This is a genomic window from Streptomyces sp. NPDC002926 (assembly GCF_053591755.1).
The window spans coordinates 16,950-43,062 of record NZ_JBSFUK010000039.1 but is presented as its reverse complement, the minus strand read 5'-3'; the positions used below and the strand labels follow the sequence as shown (position 1 = coordinate 43,062).

The 26,113-nt window shown below is 69.6% G+C and carries 21 protein-coding genes and 1 pseudogene; 18 read left to right on the top strand and 4 right to left on the bottom strand.

From position 1 onward, the window contains the following. The 3 genes and pseudogenes from ACWDZ6_RS30810 to ACWDZ6_RS30800 all read left to right on the top strand — a co-directional run. Positions 1-601: pseudogene (locus ACWDZ6_RS30810) on the top strand (hypothetical protein); the annotation flags it as partial. Between the two features lie 134 nt (positions 602-735). Further along, a complete protein-coding gene (gene thrS / locus ACWDZ6_RS30805) occupies positions 736-2,712 on the top strand; it encodes a threonine--tRNA ligase (RefSeq protein WP_451505448.1) in 1,977 nt (658 codons plus the stop codon). Positions 2,713-2,815: 103 nt separating this feature from the next. Next, on the top strand, positions 2,816-3,373 hold the full coding sequence (locus tag ACWDZ6_RS30800; RefSeq protein ID WP_326648621.1) for an HIT family protein: 558 nt from the start codon (positions 2,816-2,818) through the stop codon (positions 3,371-3,373). Between the two features lie 51 nt (positions 3,374-3,424). Here ACWDZ6_RS30800 and ACWDZ6_RS30795 read toward each other — a convergent pair whose 3' ends face one another. Continuing rightward, complete coding sequence (locus tag ACWDZ6_RS30795) at positions 3,425-5,080, bottom strand: hypothetical protein (RefSeq protein WP_366732571.1); 1,656 nt, start codon at positions 5,078-5,080, stop codon at positions 3,425-3,427. Between the two features lie 166 nt (positions 5,081-5,246). Further along, positions 5,247-7,454 (bottom strand): elongation factor G-like protein EF-G2, encoded by a 2,208-nt coding sequence (locus tag ACWDZ6_RS30790; protein WP_451505447.1) that lies wholly within the window; start codon positions 7,452-7,454, stop codon positions 5,247-5,249. Positions 7,455-7,719: 265 nt separating this feature from the next. Here ACWDZ6_RS30790 and pgsA point away from each other — a divergent pair, with 265 nt between their 5' ends. The 15 genes from pgsA to ACWDZ6_RS30715 all read left to right on the top strand — a co-directional run bounded on the left by pgsA (position 7,720) and on the right by ACWDZ6_RS30715 (position 23,720). Then, complete coding sequence (pgsA, locus tag ACWDZ6_RS30785; protein WP_451505446.1) at positions 7,720-8,382, top strand: phosphatidylinositol phosphate synthase; 663 nt, start codon at positions 7,720-7,722, stop codon at positions 8,380-8,382. Continuing rightward, positions 8,382-9,278 carry a phosphatidylinositol mannoside acyltransferase gene (locus ACWDZ6_RS30780; RefSeq protein WP_451505445.1) on the top strand — a complete coding sequence of 299 codons (897 nt, stop codon included), beginning with the start codon at positions 8,382-8,384 and terminating at the stop codon, positions 9,276-9,278. Before pgsA ends, ACWDZ6_RS30780 begins: the two co-directional genes overlap by 1 nt. Next, positions 9,275-10,438, top strand: coding sequence for a glycosyltransferase family 4 protein (locus ACWDZ6_RS30775; RefSeq protein ID WP_326648617.1), 1,164 nt, complete (start codon positions 9,275-9,277; stop codon positions 10,436-10,438). The genes ACWDZ6_RS30780 and ACWDZ6_RS30775 overlap by 4 nt, the downstream gene beginning before the upstream one ends. Positions 10,439-11,193: 755 nt before the next feature. Then, entirely contained in the window at positions 11,194-11,739 is a 546-nt protein-coding gene (locus tag ACWDZ6_RS30770) for a hypothetical protein (protein ID WP_351456608.1), read from the top strand. A gap of 203 nt (positions 11,740-11,942) precedes the next feature. Further along, positions 11,943-12,791: a pyridoxal 5'-phosphate synthase lyase subunit PdxS gene (gene pdxS, locus ACWDZ6_RS30765; protein WP_246340122.1), complete on the top strand. Its 849-nt coding sequence runs from the start codon at positions 11,943-11,945 to the stop codon at positions 12,789-12,791. Beyond that, a complete protein-coding gene (pdxT, locus tag ACWDZ6_RS30760) occupies positions 12,791-13,384 on the top strand; it encodes a pyridoxal 5'-phosphate synthase glutaminase subunit PdxT (protein WP_326648615.1) in 594 nt (197 codons plus the stop codon). Before pdxS ends, pdxT begins: the two co-directional genes overlap by 1 nt. Before the next feature lie 108 nt (positions 13,385-13,492). Beyond that, a complete protein-coding gene (locus ACWDZ6_RS30755; protein WP_326648614.1) occupies positions 13,493-14,245 on the top strand; it encodes a YebC/PmpR family DNA-binding transcriptional regulator in 753 nt (250 codons plus the stop codon). 143 nt (positions 14,246-14,388) lie between these two features. Then, entirely contained in the window at positions 14,389-14,919 is a 531-nt protein-coding gene (ruvC, locus tag ACWDZ6_RS30750) for a crossover junction endodeoxyribonuclease RuvC (protein WP_451505444.1), read from the top strand. After that, the gene (gene ruvA / locus ACWDZ6_RS30745) at positions 14,916-15,545 is read left to right on the top strand and encodes a Holliday junction branch migration protein RuvA (RefSeq protein WP_451505443.1); all 630 of its coding nucleotides are present in this window, start codon (positions 14,916-14,918) and stop codon (positions 15,543-15,545) included. Before ruvC ends, ruvA begins: the two co-directional genes overlap by 4 nt. 19 nt (positions 15,546-15,564) lie before the next feature. Next, positions 15,565-16,644, top strand: coding sequence for a Holliday junction branch migration DNA helicase RuvB (gene ruvB, locus ACWDZ6_RS30740; RefSeq protein ID WP_451505442.1), 1,080 nt, complete (start codon positions 15,565-15,567; stop codon positions 16,642-16,644). 167 nt (positions 16,645-16,811) lie between these two features. After that, the gene (gene yajC / locus ACWDZ6_RS30735) at positions 16,812-17,333 is read left to right on the top strand and encodes a preprotein translocase subunit YajC (protein WP_451505441.1); all 522 of its coding nucleotides are present in this window, start codon (positions 16,812-16,814) and stop codon (positions 17,331-17,333) included. 145 nt (positions 17,334-17,478) lie between these two features. Further along, on the top strand, positions 17,479-19,248 hold the full coding sequence (secD, locus tag ACWDZ6_RS30730; RefSeq protein ID WP_451505440.1) for a protein translocase subunit SecD: 1,770 nt from the start codon (positions 17,479-17,481) through the stop codon (positions 19,246-19,248). 1 nt (position 19,249) lies between these two features. Further along, positions 19,250-20,359: a protein translocase subunit SecF gene (secF, locus tag ACWDZ6_RS30725; protein WP_451505439.1), complete on the top strand. Its 1,110-nt coding sequence runs from the start codon at positions 19,250-19,252 to the stop codon at positions 20,357-20,359. Next, complete coding sequence (locus ACWDZ6_RS30720) at positions 20,356-20,898, top strand: adenine phosphoribosyltransferase (RefSeq protein WP_366732503.1); 543 nt, start codon at positions 20,356-20,358, stop codon at positions 20,896-20,898. The genes secF and ACWDZ6_RS30720 overlap by 4 nt, the downstream gene beginning before the upstream one ends. Before the next feature lie 254 nt (positions 20,899-21,152). After that, the gene (locus ACWDZ6_RS30715; RefSeq protein ID WP_451505438.1) at positions 21,153-23,720 is read left to right on the top strand and encodes a RelA/SpoT family protein; all 2,568 of its coding nucleotides are present in this window, start codon (positions 21,153-21,155) and stop codon (positions 23,718-23,720) included. Between the two features lie 180 nt (positions 23,721-23,900). Here ACWDZ6_RS30715 and ACWDZ6_RS30710 read toward each other — a convergent pair whose 3' ends face one another. Both ACWDZ6_RS30710 and ACWDZ6_RS30705 read right to left on the bottom strand, forming a co-directional pair. Continuing rightward, a complete protein-coding gene (locus ACWDZ6_RS30710; protein WP_451505437.1) occupies positions 23,901-25,130 on the bottom strand; it encodes a DUF349 domain-containing protein in 1,230 nt (409 codons plus the stop codon). A 153-nt stretch (positions 25,131-25,283) separates the two neighbouring features. Beyond that, positions 25,284-26,072 carry a peptidylprolyl isomerase gene (locus ACWDZ6_RS30705; RefSeq protein ID WP_451505436.1) on the bottom strand — a complete coding sequence of 263 codons (789 nt, stop codon included), beginning with the start codon at positions 26,070-26,072 and terminating at the stop codon, positions 25,284-25,286. Positions 26,073-26,113 lie beyond the last annotated feature (41 nt).

Here is a 26,113-nt window from a genome sequence, read left to right as displayed (position 1 = left end):
AGCCCGGGAGGCCGCCGACTACCGGCGGGCGACCGGAGGAATGGAGGTCTTCGACGCGGCGGTGCGGGCGGGCGTGAGCCGCGAGCTGACGGAGGCCGTCATCGCGCTGGTGCGCGGCTCCGAGGGGGCGCGGATCGCGCTGGAGTGGTCGCCGGCGGCGGGAGTGCCGCAGGGGTGCGCGGCGCGGAACGACCCCGTGGAGTTCTCGCCCGGCGACCTGCCCGCGCTGCGCGAGGCGGGCGCGCGCTATCTCCAGGACGAACCGTCCGTGCCGGTACGGATCACGGGCACGGTGGTCCGGTTGCGGCGCACGGGGCCGCGCGGCGCAGGCACCGTACGGCTTCGGGTGCTGGCGGGGGCGGAGGTACCGCACGTACGGGTGGCGCTCGACGAGGAGTCGTACCGGACGGCGGGCCACGCGCATCTGGTCGGGCTGCCGATCCGGGTCGTGGGCCGGCTGGAGAGCCGCGGCGGCTTCCGGCGCCTGACGGACGCCTCGAACGTGGTCCCCGTCCAGGTGGACGAGGCCGAGCGGGACCGCCTGATGAAATCGCTCCACGAGAATCTCGACTTCTTCGGGGAGGCGTGTCAGGGGGAGTGAGCGGATCGGATCCGGGCTGCGGGTCGCCTGAGGCGCCGGGAACAACCGTTTCGCGGCCCACCCCGTCGGCTCGGTACGATTCGTAGCGCGCACGCCATACGAATGCGGCGCACCCCTTCAGTCAGGAGAGACCGGTGTCAGACGTCCGTGTGATCATCCATCGCGATTCCGAGCGGGAAGAGCGCGTGGTGACGACGGGCACTACGGCGGCCGAGCTCTTCGCCGGCGAGCGCACCATCGTCGCCGCGCGCATCGCCGGTGAGCTGAAGGACCTGGCGTACGAGATCAAGGACGGCGAGGAGGTCGAGCCCGTCGAGATCTCCTCCGAGGACGGACTGGGCATCCTGCGCCACTCCACCGCGCACGTCATGGCACAGGCAGTGCAGGAGCTCTTCCCCGAGGCCAAGCTCGGCATCGGTCCGCCGGTCAAGGACGGCTTCTACTACGACTTCGACGTCGAGAAGCCCTTCCACCCGGATGACCTCAAGGCCATCGAGAAGAAGATGCAGGAGATCCAGAAGCGCGGCCAGCGCTTCTCGCGGCGCGTCGTCACCGACGAGGCCGCCCGCGCGGAGCTCGCCGACGAGCCGTACAAGCTCGAGCTGATCGGGATCAAGGGCTCGGCGTCCTCCGACGACGGCGCGGACGTCGAGGTCGGCGCGGGCGAGCTGACGATCTACGACAACCTCGACGCCAAGACCGGCGAGCTGTGCTGGAAGGACCTCTGCCGCGGTCCGCACCTGCCCACCACCCGCAACATCCCGGCGTTCAAGCTGATGCGCAACGCCGCGGCGTACTGGCGCGGCAGCGAGAAGAACCCGATGCTGCAGCGCATCTACGGCACCGCCTGGCCCTCCAAGGACGAGCTCAAGGCTCACCTGGAGTTCCTCGCCGAGGCCGAGAAGCGCGACCACCGCAAGCTCGGCAGCGAGCTGGACCTGTTCTCCATCCCGGACCAGATCGGCTCCGGCCTCGCGGTCTTCCACCCCAAGGGCGGCGTCGTCCGCCGGGTCATGGAGGACTACTCCCGCAAGCGGCACGAGGAGGAGGGGTACGAGTTCGTCTACACCCCGCACGCCACCAAGGGGAAGCTCTTCGAGACCTCGGGCCACCTGGACTGGTACGCCGACGGCATGTACCCGCCCATGCAGCTCGACGAGGGCACGGACTACTACCTCAAGCCCATGAACTGCCCGATGCACAACCTGATCTTCGACGCGCGCGGCCGGTCCTACCGTGAACTGCCGCTGCGTCTCTTCGAGTTCGGGACTGTGTACCGGTACGAGAAGTCGGGCGTCGTGCACGGTCTGACCCGGGCCCGCGGCTTCACCCAGGACGACGCGCACATCTACTGCACCAAGGAGCAGATGGCGGACGAGCTCGACTCGACGCTGACCTTCGTGCTGAACCTGCTGCGCGACTACGGCCTCACGGACTTCTACCTGGAGCTGTCCACCAAGGACCCGGAGAAGTTCGTCGGCTCCGACGAGGTCTGGGAGGAGGCGACCGAGACGCTGCGCAGGGTCGCCGAGAAGCAGGGCCTCCCGCTGGTCCCGGATCCGGGCGGCGCCGCCTTCTACGGCCCGAAGATCTCCGTCCAGGCGAAGGACGCCATCGGCCGCACCTGGCAGATGTCCACCGTCCAGCTGGACTTCAACCTGCCGGAGCGCTTCGACCTGGAGTACACCGGTCCCGACGGCACCAAGCAGCGCCCTGTCATGATCCACCGTGCGCTGTTCGGTTCGATCGAGCGCTTCTTCGCGGTGCTGCTCGAGCACTACGCGGGCGCTTTCCCGGCCTGGCTGGCGCCGGTGCAGGCGCTCGGCATCCCGATCGGCGACGCGCACATCCCGTACCTCCAGGAGTTCGCCGCCAAGGCGAAGGCCAAGGGGCTGCGGGTCGAGGTGGACGCCTCCTCGGACCGTATGCAGAAGAAGATCCGCAACGCCCAGAAGCAGAAGGTGCCCTTCATGGTCATCGCGGGCGACGAGGACATGGCCGCCGGCGCGGTCTCCTTCCGCTTCCGCGACGGCTCGCAGGAGAACGGCATCCCGGTCGACGAGGCCATCGCGAAGATCGCGAAGGTCGTCGAGGACCGCGTCCAGCTCTGACCCGGGGCACACCGGGCCCGCGAGGCCCGGCAAGGCGTACGGGACCCCTGCAGTGCGGTCTCCACTGCAGGGGTCTCCGGGCTGCGCGGCCGGGTGAAGTCATATGCTGCACAACATGACGAGTGAGCCGGAAGAGCAGATCGGAGTCGGGACCCAGGACGCGTTTCAGCGCCTGTGGACGCCGCACCGGATGGCGTACATCCAGGGCGAGAACAAGCCGACCGGGCCAGGCGCCGACGACGGCTGTCCCTTCTGCTCCATCCCGGCCAAGTCGGACGAGGACGGGCTCGTCATCGCCCGGGGCTCGCGGGTCTACGCGGTGCTCAACCTCTACCCGTACAACGGCGGGCATCTCATGGTGGTGCCGTTCCGCCATGTCGCCGACTACACGGAGCTGGACGAGGCGGAGACCGCCGAGCTCGCGGTGTTCACCAAGCACGCGATGACCGCGCTGCGTACGGCGTCGGGGGCGCACGGCTTCAACATCGGGCTGAACCAGGGCGCGGTCGCCGGCGCCGGTATCGCCGCACATCTGCACCAGCACGTCGTTCCGCGCTGGGGCGGCGACACCAACTTCATGCCGGTCGTCGGGCACACCAAGGTGCTGCCCCAGCTCCTCGCCGATACGCGCAAGATGCTGGCGGAGGCCTGGCCCGTCTGACCGGCGGCCGGCTGACCGGGCCCGGGCCGCTACGCCGGGCCCGGGCCGCTACTACGCGTCGTACAGGTCGGCCTTGCGCGGCGACGGGTCCTGGACCAGGCCGCTCACGATCATGGAGCGGTTGCCGAAGCGCTCGGTGTCCACGCCGTTCTCCTCGAGCACCTTCATCGCCGCGGTGTGTGTGACGCGGAGTACGGGCGTGGCGGCGCGCATCGCGTCGTCCGCCATGAACCGGTGCCGCCAGGGCTTGTCCGCCCAGGCGTGGCGCAGCCCGAAGGGCTCGGGAAGGACCAGTTTGCCGCCGAGGAAGTCCAGCAGCGGCGGGTACCAGGTGAAGGGCGCGCGCACCGCGAGGCGTACCACCTCGGGCGTCTCCACCAGCGGAAGCTGGCGGTCGGTGGTCTCCCAGAAGCGGACCGTCTTGGCGACGGTGACGGTCTTGGGCGCGGGCTTGGTGGTGAACAGGGAGTGCACCGGGCCGAGCGCGTGCCCGGTCACCTCGATGCGCAGCGTCTCGTGAAGCACGGTGACGGTAATCATCATGGTGATCACCAACTGGCCGTCCCAGAGGGTGAACTGGACGCCCAGATAGTGGCGGTTGCCGCCGCCGAACTGCTGGTGGTTGCAGATCCGCTGTATCTCGTGGCCCTTGACCTGGAAGGTCTCCACGTCCTGGCCCTCCGGCCGGGCCACCTCCGCGGCGTTCTCGCCGACCGGAGCCACGATCCAGTGCTTGACCGAGGGGGTGGGGAAACCGCCGGAGTTCAGCGGACCCCGCTCCAGCATCTTCAGCCGGTCATGGATCGCGCGGATGACGTCCCAGCTGCGGAACTGGTTGATGTCCTTGCCCGGCTCCTTGGAGACCAGCTCCTCGGCGAGCTGCCAGCTGCCCCAGCGGGTGCCCATCCCCAGTATTCCCTTGGGGCCCGCGTAGAAGACCGCATTGGACTGCTGCTCGGCGGTGAGCTTCTCCAGCCCCTGACGCAGCTGTTCGCGCGCGGTCTCGTTCGGGTGGCCGGGCACGGCCTCGGGCACCTTGGCCCCGATGCCACCGCCGGAGAGGAGAGTGTCCCAGCGGGCGCGCATGTCCTTCGCCGTGGACTCGCAGATCCGCTTCGCCAGCAGCCAGCCGACGACCGGCGCGACGATCATGCCGCGGATGTAGTAGCCCAGAAGGCCGCCGAAGGGCAGCCGCACCAGGAAGACCACGGCGAGAATGCCGAAGGCGGCGAGCAGCGCGGTGCCCAGCGCCCCGGCACGCTTGTTCTGCGCGCCCGCAATCGTCCGGCGGAGCTGGAAGACCGCCAGCCAGAGCAGCAGTCCAGGCAGGAAGAGCAGCCCGAAGACCGCCATCACACCGGTGAGCCTGGTGTCCCGCTCCTTGCGGATACGGGTGGCGGCCAGACAGTGCTCGACCACCGCCTGCGGCTCGGTGCCGAAGGACTGGATCAGTGCCTTTCGGGCACCGCCCAGCATCCGGATCTGCACGGCCCGTGAGAACGCCTCGCCCAGATTCGGCTCGAAGAGCGAGAACTTGCCCTTCTTCACCTCGGACTTGTGCCACTCGCCGTTCGCCTTGAGAAGGTCCGCGACGGGACCGTCGCGGTACGCGGCCGAGGCGAGCGCATGTGTCGCCGCCGTCTGCCCGGCCGAGCCGAGGAGCGGGACCTGAGCCCCGGGAGTGAAATCGAAACCGTCGTTCGCCACTACCGCCCCCATCGCCGCAAGCATCCGCACTGCGGCCTGTTCCCAACTACCGTGCCCCGCACACCTTCTGAGCTGGGCACCACAGCGTATCGGTGGTGCGCCGTCTACGTCAGAGGACATTGAAATGCCGCCCGCCGCAAGGGCGCACAACGGGCGGCACCATCAACTACGAGCCATTTTTGGCCTGTTCGCGGAGTTTCTCGGCCAACTGTGGCGGCATCGCCTCATGACGCGCGTACGAGCGGCTGAACTGCCCGGTCCCGTGCGAGATCGACCGCAGATCCACCGCGTACCGCCCGATCTCGATCTCCGGCACCTCGGCCCGTACGAGCGTGCGCGACCCGGCGGCCTGCTCGGTACCGACCACCCGGCCGCGCCGCCCCGACAGATCGCTCATCACCGGACCCACATACTCGTCCGAGACCAGCACCCGCACCTCGGCGACCGGCTCCAGCAGATGGATGGGGGCCTCCGCGGCCGCCTCGCGCAGCGCCAGCGCGCCCGCCGTCTGGAACGCCGCGTCGGAGGAGTCCACCGAGTGCGCCTTGCCGTCCAGCAGCGTGATCCGTACGTCCACCAGCGGATACCCGGCCGCCACGCCGCGCGCCGCCTGGGCACGTACGCCCTTCTCGACGGACGGGATGAACTGCCGAGGCACCGCGCCGCCCACGACCTTGTCGACGAACTCGATCCCGGACCCCGGCGGCAGCGGATCCACGTCGATCTCGCAGATCGCGTACTGGCCGTGCCCGCCGGACTGCTTCACATGCCGTCCCCGGCCCGCCGACTTCTCGCCGAAGGTCTCCCGCAGCGACACCTTGTGCGGCACCACGTCGACCTGGACGCCGTACCGGCTGCGCAGCCGCTCCAGCGCGACATCCGCATGTGCCTCGCCGAGGCACCACAGCACCACCTGATGAGTGGCCTGGTTCTGCTCGAGCCGCATCGTCGGATCCTCGGCGACCAGCCGCGAAAGCCCCTGGGAGAGCTTGTCCTCGTCCGCCTTGCTGTGCGCCTGGATGGCCAGCGGCAGCAGCGGATCGGGCATCGTCCAGGGTTCCATCAGCAGCGGGTCGTCCTTCGAGGAGAGCGTGTCCCCGGTCTCCGCCCGGGCCAGCTTCGCCACACAGGCGAGGTCTCCGGCGATGACCTGCGAGAGCGGGCGCTGCTGCTTGCCGAAGGGCGCGGAGAGCGCGCCTACCCGCTCGTCGACGTCATGGTCCTCGTGGCCGCGGTCGGCGAGCCCGTGCCCCGACACATGCACCGTCTCGTCCGGACGCAGGGTGCCGGAGAAGACGCGTACGAGAGAGATACGGCCGACATACGGGTCGGACGCGGTCTTGACCACCTCGGCCACCAGCGGCCCCTGCGGATCGCAGCTGATCTGCGGGCGCGCCGCGCCCTGCGGGGTGGTGACGGAGGGAGCCGCAGGCTCCAGCGGGGTCGGGAAGCCGCCCGTGATCAGTTCGAGCAGCTCGACCGTGCCGAGCCCCTGCTTGGCGCCATCGGACGCCGGGGCGGCCGCGAGCACCGGATGGAAGATGCCACGCGCGACGGCCTTCTCGAGATCCTCGACCAGCGTCGTGAGATCGATCTCCGTGCCGCCGAGATAGCGGTCCATGAGCGTCTCGTCCTCGCTCTCGGCGATGATCCCTTCGATCAGCCGGTTGCGGGCCTCCTCGAGCAGCGAGGTCTGCTCCGGATCCGGTGAGGTCTCCTTACGCTCGCCGGAGGAGTAGTCGAAGATCTTCTGGGAGAGCAGTCCGACGAGGCCGGTGACCGGGGCGTGGCCGTCGGGAGTCTGAGCCCCGTACTGGGGCAGATACAGCGGCAGTACCGCATCGGGGTCGTCCCCGCCGAAGATCCGCCCGCAGACGCGGGTCAGCTCCTCGAAATCGGTGCGCGCGGTCTCCAGATGCGTGACGACGATCGCGCGCGGCATTCCGACCGCCGCGCACTCCTCCCACACCGCGCGGGTCGCGCCCGCGATCGCGTCGGCCTCCTGCGCCGCCGACACAACGAAAAGGGCCGCGTCCGCTGCTCGCAGACCGGCCCTCAGCTCCCCGACGAAGTCGGCGTATCCGGGAGTGTCCAACAGATTGATCTTGTACCCGCCCCATTCGAGGGGGACGAGTGACAGCTGTACGGAACGTTGCTGCCGGTGTTCGATCTCGTCGTAGTCGGAGACCGTGCCGCCGTCCTCGACGCGGCCCGCCCGGTTGACCGCTCCCGCGGTCAGCGCGAGGGCCTCGATCAACGTCGTCTTTCCCGATCCGCTGTGGCCGACCAGCACCACGTTCCGTACGGATGAGGGCCGGTCGGCCGTAGCCGCCCTGCCGGCGGCTCCGGGGTGTGCATTCGCCTTGTCGCCCATGATTCTTGCCTCCCGATCGATTGCCCGGTGAGGAGAGGGGCCGCGGGGCGCGGGGAGCCATGAGGGAGGTCCCGGAGGCGTCCGGGGGCAGCTCCGGCGATGCCCGCGGTGGTCTTTCGAGCTTTCCACTCAGGTCACGGTGCGTCCATACGTCGTACGCGACCGCGGGAGGCGGGTGCCCGGCGGTGGAGCGCGTCGGTCCTGGCTACGATGGGCCAGCCGGTGGCCGATGGGGCCATGCGGCCCACCGATCATCGGGAAGGCCATGCTGAACAAGTACGCGCGTGCATTCTTCACGCGTGTCCTCACACCGTTCGCCGCATTTCTGCTCCGACGTGGGGTGAGCCCGGACGCGGTCACCCTGATCGGCACGGCCGGAGTGATGGCGGGTGCGCTGGTCTTCTTCCCCCGGGGAGAGTTCTTCTGGGGCACGATCGTCATCACGCTGTTCGTCTTCTCCGACCTCGTCGACGGCAATATGGCGCGTCAGGCGGGCGTTTCGAGCCGCTGGGGCGCATTCCTGGACTCGACGCTCGACCGGGTCGCCGACGGAGCGATCTTCGCCGGCTTCGCCCTCTGGTACGCGGGCAAGGGAGACGACAATGTGCTGTGTGCCGTCGCCATCTTCTGCCTGGCCAGCGGCCAGGTCGTCTCGTACACCAAGGCACGTGGCGAATCGATTGGCCTGCCGGTGGCCGTCAACGGTCTGATCGAGCGGGCCGAGCGGCTGGTCATCTCGCTGGTCGCGGCCGGCCTCGCCGGACTGCACGCCTTCGGGGTGCCAGGAATCGACGTGCTGCTGCCGATCGCGCTCTGGATCGTCGCCGTCGGCAGCCTGGTCACGCTGGGGCAGCGGGTGGTGACCGTACGGCGGGAAGCCGCGGAGGCCGACGCCGCGGCACATGGGAACGAGGCTGGGGCGACGTGATGCGGGAGCGTCTGACCGACGGGCTGTACGGACTCGGCTGGAGCACCGTCAAGAAGCTGCCCGAGCCGGCGGCCGCAGCGCTGGGCCGCACCATCGCGGACATCGCGTGGAAGCGGCGCGGCAAGAGCGTGCTGCGGCTCGAGTCCAACCTCGCCAGGGTGGTGCCCGACGCGAGCCCCGAGCGCCTCGCCGAGCTGTCCAAGGCCGGCATGCGCTCGTACATGCGCTACTGGATGGAGTCCTTCCGGCTTCCCACCTGGAGCGCCGAGCGCGTCGCGAACAGCGTGGAGATCAAGGACATTCACTATCTGAAGGACGGACTCGCGTCGGGAAGCGGCGTCATACTCGCCCTGCCGCACCTGGCGAACTGGGACCTCGCGGGTGTCTGGGTCACCAGGGCCCTGGGCATCCCCTTCACGACCGTCGCCGAGCGCCTCAGGCCCGAGACCCTGTACGACCGGTTCGTGGCGTACCGGGAGAGCCTGGGCATGGAGGTCCTGCCGCACACCGGCGGCTCGGCCTTCGGGACGCTGGCGCGGCGGCTGCGCGCAGGCGGCCTTGTGTGTCTCGTCGCCGACCGCGATCTCTCGGCCTCCGGCGTCGAGGTGGAGTACTTCGGCGAGACGGCGCGGATGCCGGCCGGGCCCGCGATGCTGGCCCAGCAGACCGGCGCGCTGCTGTTGCCGGTCAACCTCTGGTACGAGGACGCTTCGATGATGAAGGGCCGGATCCATTCACCTGTCGAGGTGCCGGAGACAGGTACCAAGGCCGAGAAGACGTCCTCCATGACACAGGCGCTGGCCGATGCCTACGCCACGGGAATCACCGAACACCCGGAGGACTGGCACATGCTGCAGCGACTCTGGCTCGCCGACCTCGAGGAGCGGCGGCTGTGAAGATCGGCATCGTCTGCCCGTACTCCTGGGACGTACCGGGCGGCGTCCAATTCCATATCAGGGATCTGGCAGAGCATCTGATCCGGCTCGGCCACGAGGTGTCGGTACTGGCGCCGGCGGACGACGAGACGCCGCTGCCGCCGTACGTAGTCTCGGCGGGCCGGGCCGTACCCGTCCCGTACAACGGCTCGGTGGCCCGCCTGAACTTCGGCTTCCTGTCGGCCGCCCGGGTACGGCGCTGGCTGCACGACGGCACCTTCGACGTCATCCACATCCATGAGCCCGCCTCGCCGTCGCTGGGGCTGCTGAGCTGCTGGGCGGCGCAGGGACCAATCGTCGCGACGTTCCACACCTCCAATCCGCGCTCGCGCGCCATGATCGCGGCCTACCCGATCCTCCAGCCGGCGCTCGAGAAGATCAGCGCCCGGATCGCGGTCAGCGAGTACGCCCGCCGGACGCTGGTCGAGCATCTGGGCGGGGACGCGGTCGTCATCCCGAACGGCGTCGATGTCGGCTTCTTCGACAAGGCCGAGCCGAAGGCGGAGTGGCAGGGCGGCACGATCGGCTTCATAGGGCGCATCGACGAGCCCCGAAAGGGACTGCCGGTGCTGATGAAGGCGCTGCCGAAGATCCTCGCGGAATGCCCGGAGACCCGATTGCTGGTGGCGGGCCGGGGCGACGAGGAGGAGGCGGTCGCGGCACTCCCGAAGGAAATGCGCTCGCGCGTCGAGTTCCTCGGCATGGTCAGCGACGAGGACAAGGCGCGGCTGTTGCACAGCGTCGACGTGTATGTCGCGCCCAACACGGGCGGCGAGAGCTTCGGCATCATCCTGGTCGAGGCGATGTCGGCGGGCGCGCCGGTGCTGGCGAGCGACCTGGACGCGTTCGCGCAGGTTCTGGACCAGGGTGCGGCGGGCGAGCTCTTCGCGAACGAGGACGCACAGGCGCTGGCGGACGCGGCGGTACGGCTGCTGCGGGACCCGGAGCGGCGGGCGGAGCTGCGGGAGCGGGGCAGTGCGCATGTGCGGCGTTTCGACTGGTCGACGGTCGGGGCGGACATCCTGGCGGTGTACGAGACGGTGACGGACGGCGCGGCGTCGGTGGCGGCGGACGAGCGCACGCCGGGCCTGCGGTCGCGGTTCGGGCTGGCGCGGGACTGAGGGGGTCCCTTTTTCGGGCTGCGGCTTTGGTCGCGTGGGCCGGCGCGGTTCCCTTGCGGGGTGCGGGTCTTTGGTCGCCGGGGGCGGCCCGGTCCGACCGGGCGCGGGTGTGGGCCGCTTCGGGGCGCGTCCTGCCGGGGAGTGGTCGTGGCGGGGGTGGTACGCGGGCCGAGGCCGCCGGTTCGGGGGCGGGCCGCGCGTCCGGAACGGGGTCCGTGCGTGTTCCCGCGGGGACGGGTGCGGGTCTTTGGCCGCGGGGTGCAGCCGGGCGGTCCGGGGTGCGGCTTTGGTCGCGTGGGCCGGCGCGGTTCCCTTGCGGGGTGCGGGTCTTTGGTCGCTGGGGGCGGCCCGGTCCGACCGGGCGCGGGTGTGGGCCGCTTCGGGGCTCGTGTCCTGGACTGCTTTCCTCACCGCGCTTCGCGCGAGTTGCGACGCTTTACGTCCAGAACACGACCCCTGCGCGTCCCCTGCCGGGGGGCGGGCGTGGTGTGCGGGCCGAGGCTGCCGGTTCGGGGACGGGCGTGGGGGCGTCTGGTTTGCGGGGCGCAGCCGGTGGTCCCAGGGGCGGGGCGGCGCGTCCGGAACGGGGTCCGTGCCGCTCGTCCGGTCTGCGGGGCGAAGCTGCCGCTCCGGGGGTTGTGGGGGCGTCAGCCCCCGCGTACCCCGGGGGTCCGGGGGCGTCAGCCACCGGTTTCGGGAAGGGGCGGGGTGGGGGACCAAAACCTCCCCAGCCACCACCGGTAGCCTTGCCGCCCGTGACCGAAACCCTCATCTGGATCGTCGTCGCCCTTGTCGCGATCGGCCTGTATCTGAGCTGGACCGCCGGGCGGCTCGACCGGCTGCACACCCGTATCGACGCCGCCCGCGCCGCGCTCGACGCCCAACTCCTGCGCCGGGCCTCGGTCACCCAGGAACTGGCCACCTCCGGCGTGCTCGATCCGGCCGCCTCGATCGTTCTGTACGAGGCCGCACACGCGGCCCGGCAGGCTGAGGAGGAGCAGCGCGAGGTCGCGGAGAGCGAGCTCAGCGCGGCGCTGCGGGCCGTCTTCGGGGAGGTGGCGCAGGTCGAAGCGGTGCGCGAAGTGCCCGGCGGTGAGGAAGCGGCGGGCGAGCTCGCGCAAGCCGTACGCCGGGTCCCGATGGCGCGGCGGTTCCACAACGACGCGGTGCGCGCGGCACGGGCGCTGCGCCGCCACCGCAAGGTCCGCTGGTTCCGGCTGGCCGGACACGCGCCGTTTCCGCTGGCCTTCGAGATGGATGACGAGCCGCCTGTCGCGCTTGCCGATCGCCCGGGCAGCTGACCGCGGCACCTTCGATTCCAGCGGCACCTTCGATTCCAAAACGATCCACCGGCTGTGCATTGGCCCTTGCTGTGGACTGGCCCTTGGGGGTTGCATCTGTGGGGCATCAGCCTTCTTTCACCGAGTGAGGTCCCTCCGTGTCCAGCACCCTCCCCACCACCCCGCAGGCCCCCGAGACCGGCACCGCGCGCGTGAAGCGCGGTATGGCCGAGCAGCTCAAGGGCGGCGTGATCATGGACGTGGTCAACGCCGAGCAGGCGAAGATAGCCGAGGACGCGGGCGCGGTCGCCGTCATGGCCCTGGAGCGGGTTCCTGCCGACATCCGCAAGGACGGCGGCGTGGCCCGGATGTCCGACCCGAACATGATCGAAGAGATCATCGACGCGGTCTCGATCCCGGTCATGGCCAAGTCCCGGATCGGTCACTTCGTCGAGGCCCAGGTGCTGCAGTCCCTCGGCGTGGACTACATCGACGAGTCCGAGGTGCTGACCCCGGCCGACGAGGTCAACCACTCCGACAAGTTCGCCTTCACCACCCCGTTCGTCTGCGGCGCCACCAACCTGGGTGAGGCCCTGCGCCGGATCGCCGAGGGCGCGGCCATGATCCGCTCCAAGGGCGAGGCCGGTACCGGCAATGTCGTCGAGGCCGTCCGTCACCTGCGCCAGATCAAGAACGAGATCGCCCGGCTGCGCGGCTACGACAACAACGAGCTGTACGCCGCGGCCAAGGAGCTGCGCGCCCCGTACGAGCTGGTCAAGGAGGTCTCCGAGCTGGGCAAGCTGCCGGTGGTCCTCTTCTCCGCCGGTGGTGTGGCCACCCCCGCCGACGCCGCGCTGATGCGCCAGCTCGGTGCCGAGGGTGTCTTCGTCGGCTCCGGCATCTTCAAGTCGGGCGACCCCGCCAAGCGCGCCGCCGCCATCGTGAAGGCCACCACCTTCTACGACGACCCCAAGATCATCGCGGACGCCTCCCGCAACCTCGGCGAGGCCATGGTCGGTATCAACTGCGACACCCTCCCCGAGACCGAGCGCTACGCGAACCGGGGCTGGTAATGACCACTCCCGTGATCGGTGTCCTGGCTCTCCAGGGTGACGTACGGGAGCACCTGATCGCCCTGGCCGCGGCGGATGCCGTGGCCAGGCCGGTCCGGCGCCCCGAGGAGCTCGCCGAGGTCGACGGCCTTGTCGTCCCCGGCGGCGAATCAACCACGATGTCCAAACTCGCGGTGCTGTTCGGCATGCTCGAGCCGCTGCGTGAGCGGATCGCAGCGGGGCTGCCCGTCTACGGCACCTGCGCCGGCCTGATCATGGTTGCCGACAAGATCCTCGACCCGCGTTCGGGCCAGGAGACGCTCGGCGGCATCGACATGATCGTCCGCCGCAATGCCTTCGGGCGCCAGAACGAGTCCTTCGAGGCGGCCGTCGAGGTCGCCGGCGTGGACGACGGCCCGGTCGAGGGAGTCTTCATCCGCGCCCCGTGGGTCGAGTCGGTCGGGGCCGAGGTCGAGGTGCTCGCCGAGCACGGCGGACACATCGTCGCCGTACGGCAGGGCAATGTCCTGGCCACCTCCTTCCACCCCGAACTGACGGGCGACCACCGGGTGCACGCCCTGTTCGTCGACATGGTGCGCGCGGCAATCCGGTAGGTCCCCGCTTCAGCGCTCCGGCTGGTGGTGGTCGGGAGACGGACGGGCCGATCCCGGTAGGATCTCTGGGGTTCGTTCAGAAATTGGTTACGCGAAGGAGACAGGCAGATGTCCGGCCACTCTAAATGGGCTACGACGAAGCACAAGAAGGCCGTGATTGACGCCAAGCGCGGCAAGCTCTTCGCGAAGCTGATCAAGAACATCGAGGTCGCTGCCCGCACCGGCGGCGTCGACCCCGAGGGCAACCCGACGCTCGTCGACGCCATTCAGAAGGCGAAGAAGAGTTCCGTCCCCAACAAGAACATCGACTCCGCCGTCAAGCGCGGCGGCGGTCTCGAGGCGGGCGGCGTCGACTACCAGACGATCATGTACGAGGGTTACGGCCCGAACGGCGTCGCGGTGCTCATCGAGTGCCTCACCGACAACCGCAACCGCGCCGCCTCCGACGTACGTGTCGCGATGACGCGCAACGGCGGCTCGATGGCCGACCCGGGCTCCGTCTCGTACCTCTTCAACCGCAAGGGCGTTGTGATCGTCCCCAAGGGCGAGCTGAGCGAGGACGACGTCCTGGGCGCGGTCCTGGACGCCGGCGCCGAGGAGGTCAACGACCTCGGTGAGTCGTACGAGGTCGTCAGCGAGGCCACCGACATGGTCGCGGTCCGCACCGCGCTCCAGGCGGCGGGCATCGACTACGACTCCGCCGAGGCCAACTTCCTGCCGACCATGCAGGTCGAGCTCGACGAAGAGGGCGCACGGAAGATCTTCAAGCTGATCGACGCGCTCGAGGACAGCGACGACGTGCAGAACGTCTTCGCCAACTTCGATGTCTCGGACGAGGTCATGGAGAAGGTCGACGCCTGACGGACGCTCAACTGGGCATACGCGGACGGGCCGACGGGGACACGCCCCTGTCGGCCCGTCCGCGTCGTCGGCCCGTTGTCAGTACGAGCGGATAGCCTGCAACAACGCAGGAACACATGGTCGAAAACAACGGGAGGGGCGGCGTGCGCGTACTGGGCGTGGACCCGGGACTGACCCGGTGCGGCATCGGTGTGGTCGAAGGCGTCGCGGGCCGCCCCCTGACGATGCTCGGTGTCGGGGTTGTGCGTACGCCCGCGGACGCGGAGCTCGGCAGCCGACTGGTCGCCATCGAGCAGGGCATCGAGCAGTGGCTGGACGAGCACCGGCCCGAATTCGTGGCCGTCGAGCGGGTGTTCAGCCAGCACAACGTCCGTACGGTCATGGGCACCGCACAGGCAAGCGCGATCGCCATGCTCTGTGCCGCCCGCCGAGGCATCCCCGTCGCCCTGCACACGCCCAGTGAGGTCAAGGCGGCCGTCACCGGCAGCGGCCGGGCCGACAAGGCGCAGGTCGGAGCGATGGTGACGCGGCTGCTGCGGCTCGACGCCCCGCCCAGGCCCGCCGACGCCGCCGACGCTCTCGCCCTCGCCATCTGCCACATCTGGCGCGGACCCGCGCAGAATCGCCTCCAGCAAGCCGTCGCTCTGCACGCATCGAAAGGCCGTACCGCATGATCGCCTTTGTGAGCGGCCCGGTCGCCGCCCTCGCCCCCACCACCGCGGTCATCGAGGTCGGCGGCATCGGCATGGCAGTCCAGTGCACCCCGAACACACTTTCCGAGCTGCGCATCGGCACGGCGGCGAAGCTCGCCACCTCCCTCGTCGTACGCGAGGACTCGCTCACGCTCTACGGCTTCGTCGACGACGACGAGCGCCAGATCTTCGAGCTGCTGCAGACCGCGAGCGGTGTCGGCCCACGACTGGCCCAGGCGATGCTCGCCGTGCACAGTCCCGACGCCCTGCGCATCGCCGTCGCGACCGGCGACGAGAAGGCGCTCATCGCCGTCCCGGGCATCGGCAAGAAGGGTGCCCAGAAACTGCTGCTCGAGCTGAAGGACCGCCTCGGCGAGCCGGTCGGCGCGCATATCGGCAGGCAGGGCGCCACCGCCGCAGCAGCCCCGACGGCCTGGCGCGACCAGTTGCACGGCGCGCTGATCGGCCTCGGATACGCGACCCGGGATGCCGATGAGGCGGTCGCCGCGGTCACGCCGCAGGCCGAGGCCGCCGTCGCCGCGGGCGGCACACCCCAGGTCGGCCAGCTGCTGAAGGCCGCCCTGCAGACCCTGAACCGCACCCGCTGACCCCACGAGGCCTACCACTGTGAACTGGGACGACACCGCACCGCCGACCGACGACCCCGCCACCGAGCGGCTCGTCGGCGCGTCCGCCGACGGCGAGGACCAGGCCGTGGAGGCGGCGCTGCGGCCGAAGTCGCTAGGCGAGTTCGTCGGCCAGGAGCGCGTCCGCGAGCAGCTGGACCTTGTCCTGAAAGCGGCCCTCGCACGCGGCGCCACGGCCGATCATGTCCTGCTCTCCGGCGCTCCCGGCCTGGGCAAGACCACCCTCTCCATGATCATCGCGGCCGAGATGAACGCCCCGATCCGGATCACCTCGGGCCCCGCCATCCAGCACGCCGGCGATCTTGCCGCGATCCTCTCCTCCCTCCAGGAGGGCGAGGTTCTCTTCCTCGACGAGATCCACCGGATGTCGCGGCCGGCCGAGGAGCTGCTCTACATGGCCATGGAGGACTTCCGGGTCGACGTGATCGTCGGAAAGGGCCCGGGAGCCACTGCCATCCCGATCGAGCTCCCGCCCTTCACCCTGGTCGGCGCCACCACCCGGGCCGGGCTGCTGCCGCCCCCGCTGCGCGACCGCTTCGGCTTCACCGCCCATATGGAGTTCTACGACCCCCCCGAGCTGGAGCGGGTCATCCACCGCTCCGCCCAGCTGCTCGATGTCGAGATAGAGGCCGACGGCGCCGCCGAGATCGCGGGCCGCTCGCGCGGCACGCCCCGTATCGCCAACCGTCTGCTGCGCCGCGTCCGTGACTACGCCCAGGTCAAGGTGGACGGCCGGATCACCCGGGAGGTGGCCGCCGCCGCCCTGCGGGTGTACGAGGTGGACGCCCGCGGACTCGACCGCCTCGACCGCGCCGTGCTCCAGGCGCTGCTGGGGCTCTTCGGCGGCGGCCCGGTGGGTCTGTCGACGCTCGCGGTGGCCGTGGGGGAGGAGCGCGAGACGGTCGAGGAGGTGGCGGAGCCCTTCCTGGTACGGGAGGGACTCCTGGCCAGGACCCCCCGCGGCCGGGTGGCCACCCCTGCGGCATGGGCGCATCTCGGCCTCGTACCACCGCAGCAGGCGCCGGGCGCAAGCGGACAACCGGGGCTGTTCGGGACGTGACGGCGCGGATACTCGCACGGTCAGGAACCACGGTGGGATGCTGGGCGTTGTTCCATTGATGCGGACTCGCTTAGACTCCGCCGATGCCGCCCTTCCAGGGCCGGCGTGCCCACCCCCGTAGATAAGGCCGCCTCACCAGCGCGGTCGTGCGAAGGAAGTTCCGTCCCGTGAGTCTCGTGACCCTCCTCCCCTTCATTGTGCTCATCGGGGCAATGTTCCTGATGACCCGGTCCGCCAAGAAGAAGCAGCAGGCGGCTGCGCAGATGCGCAACGAAATGCAGCCCGGCACCGGTGTCCGGACGATCGGGGGCATGTACGCCACCGTCAAGGAACTTCACGACGACACGGTCCTCCTCGAGGTGGCCCCCGGCGTCCACGCCTTCTACGCCAAGAACGCCATCGGCGCGGTCCTCGACGACGAGGAGTACAACCGCATCGTGCACGGCGACGGCGACCTCAAGGTCGACGGCCCGATCGTGCCGGACGACGCCTCCTCGCTGACCGGGACCGCGGACTCCGACGCCACGGACTCCGGCTCCCCGGACGACGCCAAGATCGACCTCGGCAAGAAGCCCGAGGTGGACGAGACCGAGGCGAAGGACGAGGCCGAGCCCAAGGACGACACCGCGCCGAAGGGCGACGCCACGCCGAAGGACGGCAAGGCCGAGGGCGAGACCGACGCTAAGTAGTCACGATCGGGGACCGCGGCGGCGCCACCGGCGTCCGGCGGTCCCCCGGCCGTGCTGACTTCTGCGCGGGCAGGTCCCCACTACACTTCGTGGCCGCCCCGGCGCACACCCGGCACGGGACGGTTGGACAGGGAGAAACGAGAAGGTGGCAGCACCGAATAGGGGCCGAAGGCCCGCGGGGGCTCAGAGCAAGCCGGGGCGTGCCCTGGCTTTCATTCTGATCGCCATGGTCGCGCTCACAGGCGGAATGTTCTGGGCGGGTCAGCTCACCCCGCGCCTGGGTATCGACCTGGCGGGCGGTACGACCATCACGCTCGAGGCGAAGAACACCGTCGGCAACAAGAACGCCATCAACGAGACCAACATGAACACCGCGGTCGGCATCATCGAGCGCCGTGTCAATGGTCTGGGCGTCTCCGAGGCCGAGGTTCAGACGCAGGGCGCGAAGAACATCATCGTCAACATCCCCAAGGGGACGAACTCTCAGCAGGCCCGTGAGCAGGTCGGCACCACCGCCCAGCTCTACTTCCGGCCTGTGCTGACCGTCGCCGCCGGGACCCCCACCGCTCCGCAGCCCACCCCGAGCGCCTCGCCGTCCGGCAAGGCGAAGGACGGCAAGGACAAGGCCACGGGCAACAAGGAGACGGTCAACCCGCCGTCCTCCGCCAAGCCCTCGGCCACCGCGACCACGCAGGGCCGCGCGGTGACCGACGCCCTGAAGGCCGCGACTCCGACGCCGAACCCCTCGGCCTCCGGCAAGCCCAAGCCTCCCGAGGCGCCGAAGCCGAACCCCTCCGGTGACGCGGCGGGCACGGAGAAGTTGCAGAAGCAGTTCCTGGCTCTCGACTGCACGAAGAAGACGGCCCGCGTCGCGGCCGGCGAGAACGTCAAGCCGACCGACCCGACTGTCGGCTGTGGCAAGAACTCCGAAGGCGTGTGGGAGAAGTACCTGCTGGGCCCGGCCGAGGTCAACGGCAAGGACGTCGACGACGCCAAGGCCACGATCGACCAGCAGTCCGGTCAGTGGATCGTGCAGATGGACTTCACCGACGCCGGCTCCAAGAAGTTCCAGAAGATCACGAGCCGGCTGTCGCAGCAGCAGCCCCCGATGAACCAGTTCGCCATCGTCCTGGACGGCGAGGTCGTCTCGGCGCCCTCGGTGCGGCAGACACTGAGCGCCAACGCCGAGATCTCCGGCAGCTTCACCCAGCAGTCCGCACAGGACCTGGGCAACATCCTGTCCTACGGTGCGCTCCCGCTCTCCTTCCATGAGCAGAGCGTCCAGACCGTCACCGCGGCGCTCGGCGGCGAGCAACTGCAGGCCGGCCTCATCGCCGGTGCGATCGGCCTCGCGCTGGTCATCATCTACCTGGTGGCGTACTACCGCGGCCTGGCGCTGATCGCGATTCTCAGCCTCATTGTCTCGGCGATCCTGACGTACACGATCATGGCTCTGCTCGGCCCCGGCATCGGCTTCGCCCTGAATCTCCCCGCGGTGTGTGGTGCGATCGTTGCGATCGGTATCACCGCGGACTCGTTCATCGTGTACTTCGAACGTATCCGGGACGAGATCCGCGAGGGCCGTACGCTCCGCCCGGCCGTCGAGCGTGCCTGGCCGCGTGCCCGGCGCACCATCCTGGTCTCCGACTTCGTGTCCTTCCTCGCCGCCGCGGTGCTCTTCATCGTCACCGTCGGCAAGGTCCAGGGCTTCGCCTTCACACTGGGTCTGACCACCGTGCTCGACGTGGTCGTGGTGTTCCTCTTCACCAAGCCCGTCATGACGCTCCTCGCCCGCAGGAAGTTCTTCGCGAGCGGACACCCGTGGTCCGGACTGGACCCGAAGCGGCTCGGCGCCAAGCCTCCGCTGCGCCGCTCCCGCCGCGGCTCCGTCCCCACCGACCCGAAGGAGGCGTGAGATGTCGCGACTCGGCAGCCTGGGCGCCCGGCTCTACCGCGGCGAGGTCGGCTATGACTTCGTCGCCAAACGGAAGATCTGGTACGGGATCTCGATCCTGATCACCATCACGGCGATCGTCGGCCTGGCGGTGCGGGGTCTGAACCTCGGTATCGAGTTCAAGGGCGGCGCCGTATTCACCACCCCGAAGACCAGCGTCTCCGTCAGCCAGGCACGGTCGTACGCCATAGACGCCTCGGGTCATGAGGCGATCGTCCAGAAGCTCGGCAACGGCGGGCTGCGGATCCAGGTCAGCGAGCTCGACCAGACCCAGGCAAACAAGGTCAACGAGACGCTCTCCGACAAGCTGCACATCCCGAAGGACAAGATCAACGCCGAGATCGTCGGCCCCAGCTGGGGTGAGCAGATCGCCAACAAGGCATGGACCGGTCTCGCGGTCTTCATGCTCCTGGTGGTGATCTATCTCGCGATCGCCTTCGAGTGGCGGATGGCCATCGCCGCCCTGATCGCGCTGATCCACGACCTCACGATCACCATCGGTGTGTACGCGCTCGTCGGCTTCGAGGTCACACCCGGCACCGTGATCGGTCTGCTGACCATCCTCGGTTACTCCCTCTACGACACCGTCGTCGTCTTCGACGGTCTCAAGGAGGGCTCGAAGGACATCACCAAGCAGACCCGGTACACCTACAGCGAGATCGCCAACCGCAGCCTCAACGGCACGCTGGTGCGTTCCATCAACACCACCATCGTCGCGCTGCTGCCGGTCGCCGGCCTGCTGTTCATCGGCGGCGGCGTCCTCGGCGCGGGCATGCTCAACGACATCTCGCTGTCGCTGTTCGTCGGCCTCGCGGCCGGTGCGTACTCCTCGATCTTCATCGCCACGCCGCTCGTCGCCGACCTCAAGGAGCGCGAGCCGCAGATGAAGGCGCTGAAGCAGCGGGTGCTCGCCAAGCGCGCGTCCGCTGCGGCCAGAGGCGAGTCGGCGGAGGACTCCGCCGACGAGTCGGGCGAGCCCCACGACGAGGTGTTCGGCGGCGCCGCCGCGGCCGGTGCCGTGGTGGGTCCGCGCAACCGGGGCCGTGGCCGTCCTTCGGGCAAGCGCCGATGACCGTCGGTACGCAGGAGTTCCTGCTCAGCCGTATCCGCGATGTCCCCGACTATCCGAAGCCGGGGGTGATGTTCAAGGACATCACGCCCCTGCTCGCGGATCCCGAGGCCTTCACCGCCATGACCGACGCGCTCGCCGGTTTCTGCGCGGGCCACGGGGCGACGAAGATCGTCGGTCTGGAGGCGCGCGGTTTCATCCTGGCCGCGCCGGTCGCGGTCCGCGCCGGGCTCGGGTTCATTCCCGTCCGCAAGGCGGGCAAGCTCCCCGGGGCGACGCTCTCCCAGGCGTACGAGCTGGAGTACGGCACCGCCGAGATCGAGGTGCACGCCGAGGACCTCCAGCCGGGCGACCGGATCATGGTCATCGACGATGTCCTGGCCACCGGCGGCACGGCTGAGGCCTCGCTGGAGCTGATACGCCGGGCCGGCGCCGACATCGCCGGCGTCGCGGTCCTGATGGAGCTCGGGTTCCTCGGCGGCCGGGCCCGTCTTCAGCCGGCACTGCGCGGGGCTCCGCTGGAGACCCTGATCACGATCTGACGCCGCGCTTCACTTCGGCAGTGGGCGCCCCGGGATCTTCCCGGGGCGCCCACTGTTCTGTCCGCCGGCCGGCGTGCGCCGCTCCTCACTGCAACCGCGCGGGGACAGGAAGTGACGAGAGGGCACACGCTGGGATCCGGATGCCCTCTCTGTCCAGTGCGGACCCGCGGCCTCGTGAGCACTGGGACTCGTGGGTCGATACCATGGCTTCTCCGGGCCTGACCGGGGGACCCGGAACCGCATGAGGAGCGCTCTTGCCAGACGAGGCCCAGCCCGCCGCCGCGCAGCCCGACCAGCAGGCCGAAAAGGCCGCGGCAGGCCCTGTCACGCCCGAGAGGAAGCCGGCGGAGAAGCCGAAGCCGACACTGCCCGAGCGTGCGAACGGTGCGGCCCCGGTCTCCGCCGCGAAGTCGACGCCTGCCGCCAAGTCCACGTCGGCGGCCAGGCCCGCACCCGCGCCCCCCGCCAAGTCCACGCCCGCACCCGCGCCCCCCGGCAAGCCCGCGCCCGTGTCCCGGACCGGCGGCTCCTCGAACCGCGTACGCGCCCGCCTCGCCCGCCTCGGCGTGCAGCGCTCCTCGCCGTACAACCCCGTCCTGGAACCGCTGCTGCGGATAGTGCGCAGCAATGACCCCAAGATCGAGACTTCCACGCTCCGCCAGATCGAGCGCGCCTACCAGGTGGCCGAGCGCTGGCACCGCGGCCAGAAGCGCAAGAGCGGCGACCCGTACATCACCCACCCGCTCGCCGTCACCACCATCCTCGCCGAGCTGGGCATGGACCCGGCGACGCTGATGGCCGGGCTGCTGCACGACACCGTCGAGGACACCGAGTACGGCCTGGACACCCTGCGCCGCGACTTCGGCGACCAGGTCGCCCTCCTCGTCGACGGCGTCACCAAGCTCGACAGGGTCAAGTTCGGCGAGGCCGCGCAGGCCGAGACCGTGCGCAAGATGGTCGTCGCCATGGCCAAGGACCCGCGCGTCCTGGTCATCAAACTCGCCGACCGGCTGCACAACATGCGCACCATGCGCTATCTCAAGCGGGAGAAGCAGGAGAAGAAGGCCCGCGAGACCCTCGAGATCTACGCGCCCCTGGCCCACCGCCTGGGCATGAACACCATCAAGTGGGAGCTGGAGGACCTCGCCTTCGCGATCCTCTACCCCAAGATGTACGACGAGATCGTGCGGCTCGTCGCCGAGCGCGCGCCCAAGCGTGACGAGTACCTCGCCATAGTGACCGACGAGGTCCAGTCCGATCTGCGGGCCGCCCGCATCAAGGCCACCGTCACCGGCAGGCCGAAGCACTACTACAGCGTCTACCAGAAGATGATCGTCCGCGGCCGTGACTTCGCGGAGATCTACGACCTGGTCGGCATCCGCGTTCTCGTGGACAGTGTCCGCGACTGCTACGCGGCGCTCGGCACCGTGCACGCGCGATGGAACCCGGTCCCCGGCCGGTTCAAGGACTACATCGCGATGCCCAAGTTCAACATGTACCAGTCGCTGCACACCACGGTGATCGGTCCCAACGGCAAGCCCGTCGAGCTGCAGATTCGTACCTTCGACATGCACCGCCGTGCCGAGTACGGCATCGCGGCGCACTGGAAGTACAAGCAGGAGCCCTCCGCCGGTGTCTCCAAGGTGCGTACCGACGTACCGAAGAGGGCCGGCAAGGACGACCACATCAATGACATGGCGTGGCTGCGCCAACTGCTCGACTGGCAGAAGGAGACGGAGGACCCCAGCGAGTTCCTGGAGTCGCTGCGCTTCGACCTCTCCCGCAACGAGGTCTTCGTCTTCACGCCGAAGGGCGACGTGATAGCGCTGCCGGCGGGCGCCACTCCCGTCGACTTCGCGTACGCCGTGCACACCGAGGTCGGCCACCGGACCATAGGGGCGCGGGTCAACGGGCGGCTCGTCCCGCTCGAATCGACCCTCGACAACGGCGACCTGGTGGAGGTCTTCACCTCCAAGGCCGAAGGAGCCGGGCCTTCACGCGACTGGCTGGGCTTCGTCAAGTCGCCCCGGGCCCGCAACAAGATCCGCGCGTGGTTCTCCAAGGAGCGCCGCGAGGAGGCCATCGAGCACGGCAAGGACGCCATCGCGCGGGCCATGCGCAAGCAGAACCTGCCGATCCAGCGCATCCTCACCGGCGACTCGCTCGTCACACTGGCGCACGAGATGCGCTACCCGGACATCTCGTCCCTCTACGCGGCGATCGGCGAGGGCCATGTGGCCGCGCAGGGTGTCGTGCAGAAGCTGGTGCAGGCCCTCGGCGGCGAGGAGGCCGCCAGCGAGGACATCGCCGAGAGCACACCGCCCACGCACGGCGGCCGCAGCAAGCGCCGCGCCAACGCTGATCCCGGCGTGGTCGTCAAGGGCGTCGAGGACGTCTGGGTCAAGCTCGCCCGCTGTTGTACGCCCGTCCCCGGCGACCCCATCATCGGCTTCGTCACCCGCGGATCCGGCGTATCGGTTCACCGGGCGGACTGCGTCAACGTCGACTCGCTCTCGCAGCAGCCGGAGCGCATCCTCGAGGTCGAATGGGCCCCGACCCAGTCGTCCGTCTTCCTGGTCGCCATCCAGGTCGAGGCGCTCGACCGGTCCAGGCTCCTCTCGGACGTCACCCGCGTCCTGTCCGACCAGCACGTCAACATCCTGTCGGCGGCCGTCCAGACCTCCCGCGACCGGGTGGCCACCTCGCGCTTCACCTTCGAGATGGGCGACCCGAAGCATCTCGGGCATGTGCTGAAGGCGGTGCGGGGCGTGGAGGGCGTCTACGACGTGTACCGCGTGACCTCGGCCCGCAGCGGGGCCTGAGCGCGGGCCGTAGCCCTGCATGAGGCGGCCCCGGTACGCGATGCGTACCGGGGCCGCCTTTCTGGCGCATCAGTCGTCGACCGAGGAATCCCGGCGGCGGACCACCACATCCGCGGGAGCGGCCGATGGCACCTCCGGCCCCGCTGGGGCCCAGGGAGGTTCGGCCGCCGGGGGCCCTCTTCAGCCGCCGAACTCCTCCAGGCCCTTCAGCGCCTGGTCGAGCAGCGCCTGCCGGCCCTCGAGCTCCTTGGCGAGCTTGTCCGCCTTGGCGTTGTTGCCCGCCGCGCGCGCCGCGTCGATCTGCCCGCGCAGCTTGTCCACGGCCGCCTGGAGCTGGCCCGTCAGACCCGCGGCACGCGCACGCGCCTCAGGGTTCGTCCGGCGCCACTCGTTCTCCTCGGTCTCCTGCAGGGCCCGCTCCACCGCGTGCATCCGGCCCTCGACCTTGGGCCGGGCGTCACGCGGTACATGGCCGATGGCTTCCCAGCGCTCGTTGATGGACCGGAAGGCGGCTCGCGCGGCCTTGAGGTCCGTCACCGGCACCAGCTTCTCGGCCTCGGCGGCGAGCTCCTCCTTGAGCTTGAGGTTCTCGCCCTGCTCGGCGTCCCGCTCGGCGAAGACCCCGCTGCGCGCGGCGAAGAAGACGTCCTGGGCGCCGCGGAAACGGTTCCACAGGTCGTCCTCGGCGTCGCGCTGGGCGCGGCCTGCCGCCTTCCACTCCGCCATCAGCTCGCGGTAGCGGGCGGCCGTCACAGCCCAGTCGGTGGAACCGGAGAGCGACTCGGCCTCGGTGACCAGCTTCTCCTTGGCCTTACGGGCCTCCTCGCGCTGCGCGTCCAGCGAGGCGAAGTGCGCCTTGCGGCGCTTGGAGAACGCGGAGCGCGCGTGCGAGAAACGGTGCCACAGCTCGTCGTCGGACTTCCGGTCGAGCCGGGGAAGGCCCTTCCAGGTGTCCACCAGCGCGCGCAGCCGCTCGCCCGCTGCGCGCCACTGCTCGCTCTGCGCCAGCTCCTCGGCCTCGGTGACGAGCGCCTCCTTGGCGTGCCGTGCCTCGTCGTTCTGCTTCGCCTTCTGGACCTTGCGCTCCTCGCGGCGCTTGTCCACCGTCGCGACGAGAGCGTCGAGGCGGACACGCAGCGCGCCGAGGTCACCCACGGCGTGATGCTCGTCCACCTGCTGACGCAGATGATCGATGGCGGTCTGGGCGTCCTTGGCCGAGAGATCGGTGGTCTTCACCCGCCGCTCGAGGAGGCCGATCTCGACCACCAAGCCCTCGTACTTGCGCTCGAAATAGGCCAGCGCCTCCTCGGGAGTGCCCGCCTGCCACGATCCGACGACCTGCTCGCCATCGGCAGTACGCACGTACACGGTGCCCGTCTCATCGACACGGCCCCACGGGTCGCTGCTCACAGCGCCTCCTCCACCTGATGCCCGCAAAGGGGTTTTGCCCCCGGGCATCGTCCACAGTTTCCTGGGGCGGGCTGCCCGCCCGCCCTGCACAACGCCAATCTAGGCGACCGGCCGCCCGGCTGTCCGCACTCAGCGCGGCCGAAATTCCCCGGCTCACACCTTCGTGACGGCCGCCTTCTCAATGGTGACGGCCTTCTTCGGGGCGCCGTCCTGTGCCCCGCCGGCGACTCCGGCCTTCGCCAGTTCCTGGACGACCTTCAGGCCCTCGTCATCCATCTTTCCGAACGGCGTGTAGCTGGGCGGCAGTTTCGTCTCCTTGTAGACGAGGAAGAACTGACTGCCTCCGCTGTGCGGCTGGCCGGTATTGGCCATCGCCACCGTTCCGGCCGGATAGGTCACCGTGCCGTCGGCGCCCGCCTTGCCCAGCGCGGTCAGATTCTCGTCGGGGATCGTGTAGCCGGGCCCGCCCATGCCGTCGCCCTTCGGGTCACCGCACTGCAGCACGAAAATGCCCTGTGTGGTCAGCCGATGACACTTCGTACTGTTGAAGTATCCCTTGTCCGCGAGGGACTTGAAGGAGTTCACGGTGTGCGGGGTCTTCGCCGCGTCCATCGCGATCTCGATGTCGCCCTCGTTCGTCTTGAGCGACATCGAGTACTTCGCCGCCTTGTCGATCGCCATGGCGGGCTCGGGGGTGGTGCTCTCGCTCTTGGACGGGGTGGCGCTGGGGGACTGGCTGTCCTCCACCGAGTCACTGGCCTCGGTGTCCCCGTCGGAGAGCCCCACAGAGGCGTAGGCGGCGCCCCCGGCGAGGACGAGGACGACCGCAGCCGCGATGATCGCGTTCCGCTGCTTCGCCTTCCGGGACTTCTGCCGACGCTGCTGCTGGCGCTCGAACTTCTCCCTGGCGAGCTGACGCCGCCGCTGATCGCTGCTGACCACCGGGTCTTCTCCTTGTGTCTCGCGTGATGCCGACCGGCCGA

What these genes read in the sequence shown, in the direction of transcription:
- ruvA (WP_451505443.1), top strand. Translation starts at nt 14,916, where the DNA reads ATGATCGCCTTTGTGAGCGGCCCGGTCGCCGCCCTCGCCCCCACCACC.
- ACWDZ6_RS30755 (WP_326648614.1), top strand. Translation starts at nt 13,493, where the DNA reads ATGTCCGGCCACTCTAAATGGGCTACGACGAAGCACAAGAAGGCCGTG.
- pdxT (WP_326648615.1), top strand. Translation starts at nt 12,791, where the DNA reads ATGACCACTCCCGTGATCGGTGTCCTGGCTCTCCAGGGTGACGTACGG.
- secF (WP_451505439.1), top strand. Translation starts at nt 19,250, where the DNA reads ATGTCGCGACTCGGCAGCCTGGGCGCCCGGCTCTACCGCGGCGAGGTC.
- ACWDZ6_RS30790 (WP_451505447.1), bottom strand. Translation starts at nt 7,454, where the DNA reads ATGGGCGACAAGGCGAATGCACACCCCGGAGCCGCCGGCAGGGCGGCT.
- ACWDZ6_RS30720 (WP_366732503.1), top strand. Translation starts at nt 20,356, where the DNA reads ATGACCGTCGGTACGCAGGAGTTCCTGCTCAGCCGTATCCGCGATGTC.
- pgsA (WP_451505446.1), top strand. Translation starts at nt 7,720, where the DNA reads ATGCTGAACAAGTACGCGCGTGCATTCTTCACGCGTGTCCTCACACCG.
- pdxS (WP_246340122.1), top strand. Translation starts at nt 11,943, where the DNA reads ATGGCCGAGCAGCTCAAGGGCGGCGTGATCATGGACGTGGTCAACGCC.
- ACWDZ6_RS30800 (WP_326648621.1), top strand. Translation starts at nt 2,816, where the DNA reads ATGCTGCACAACATGACGAGTGAGCCGGAAGAGCAGATCGGAGTCGGG.
- ACWDZ6_RS30780 (WP_451505445.1), top strand. Translation starts at nt 8,382, where the DNA reads ATGCGGGAGCGTCTGACCGACGGGCTGTACGGACTCGGCTGGAGCACC.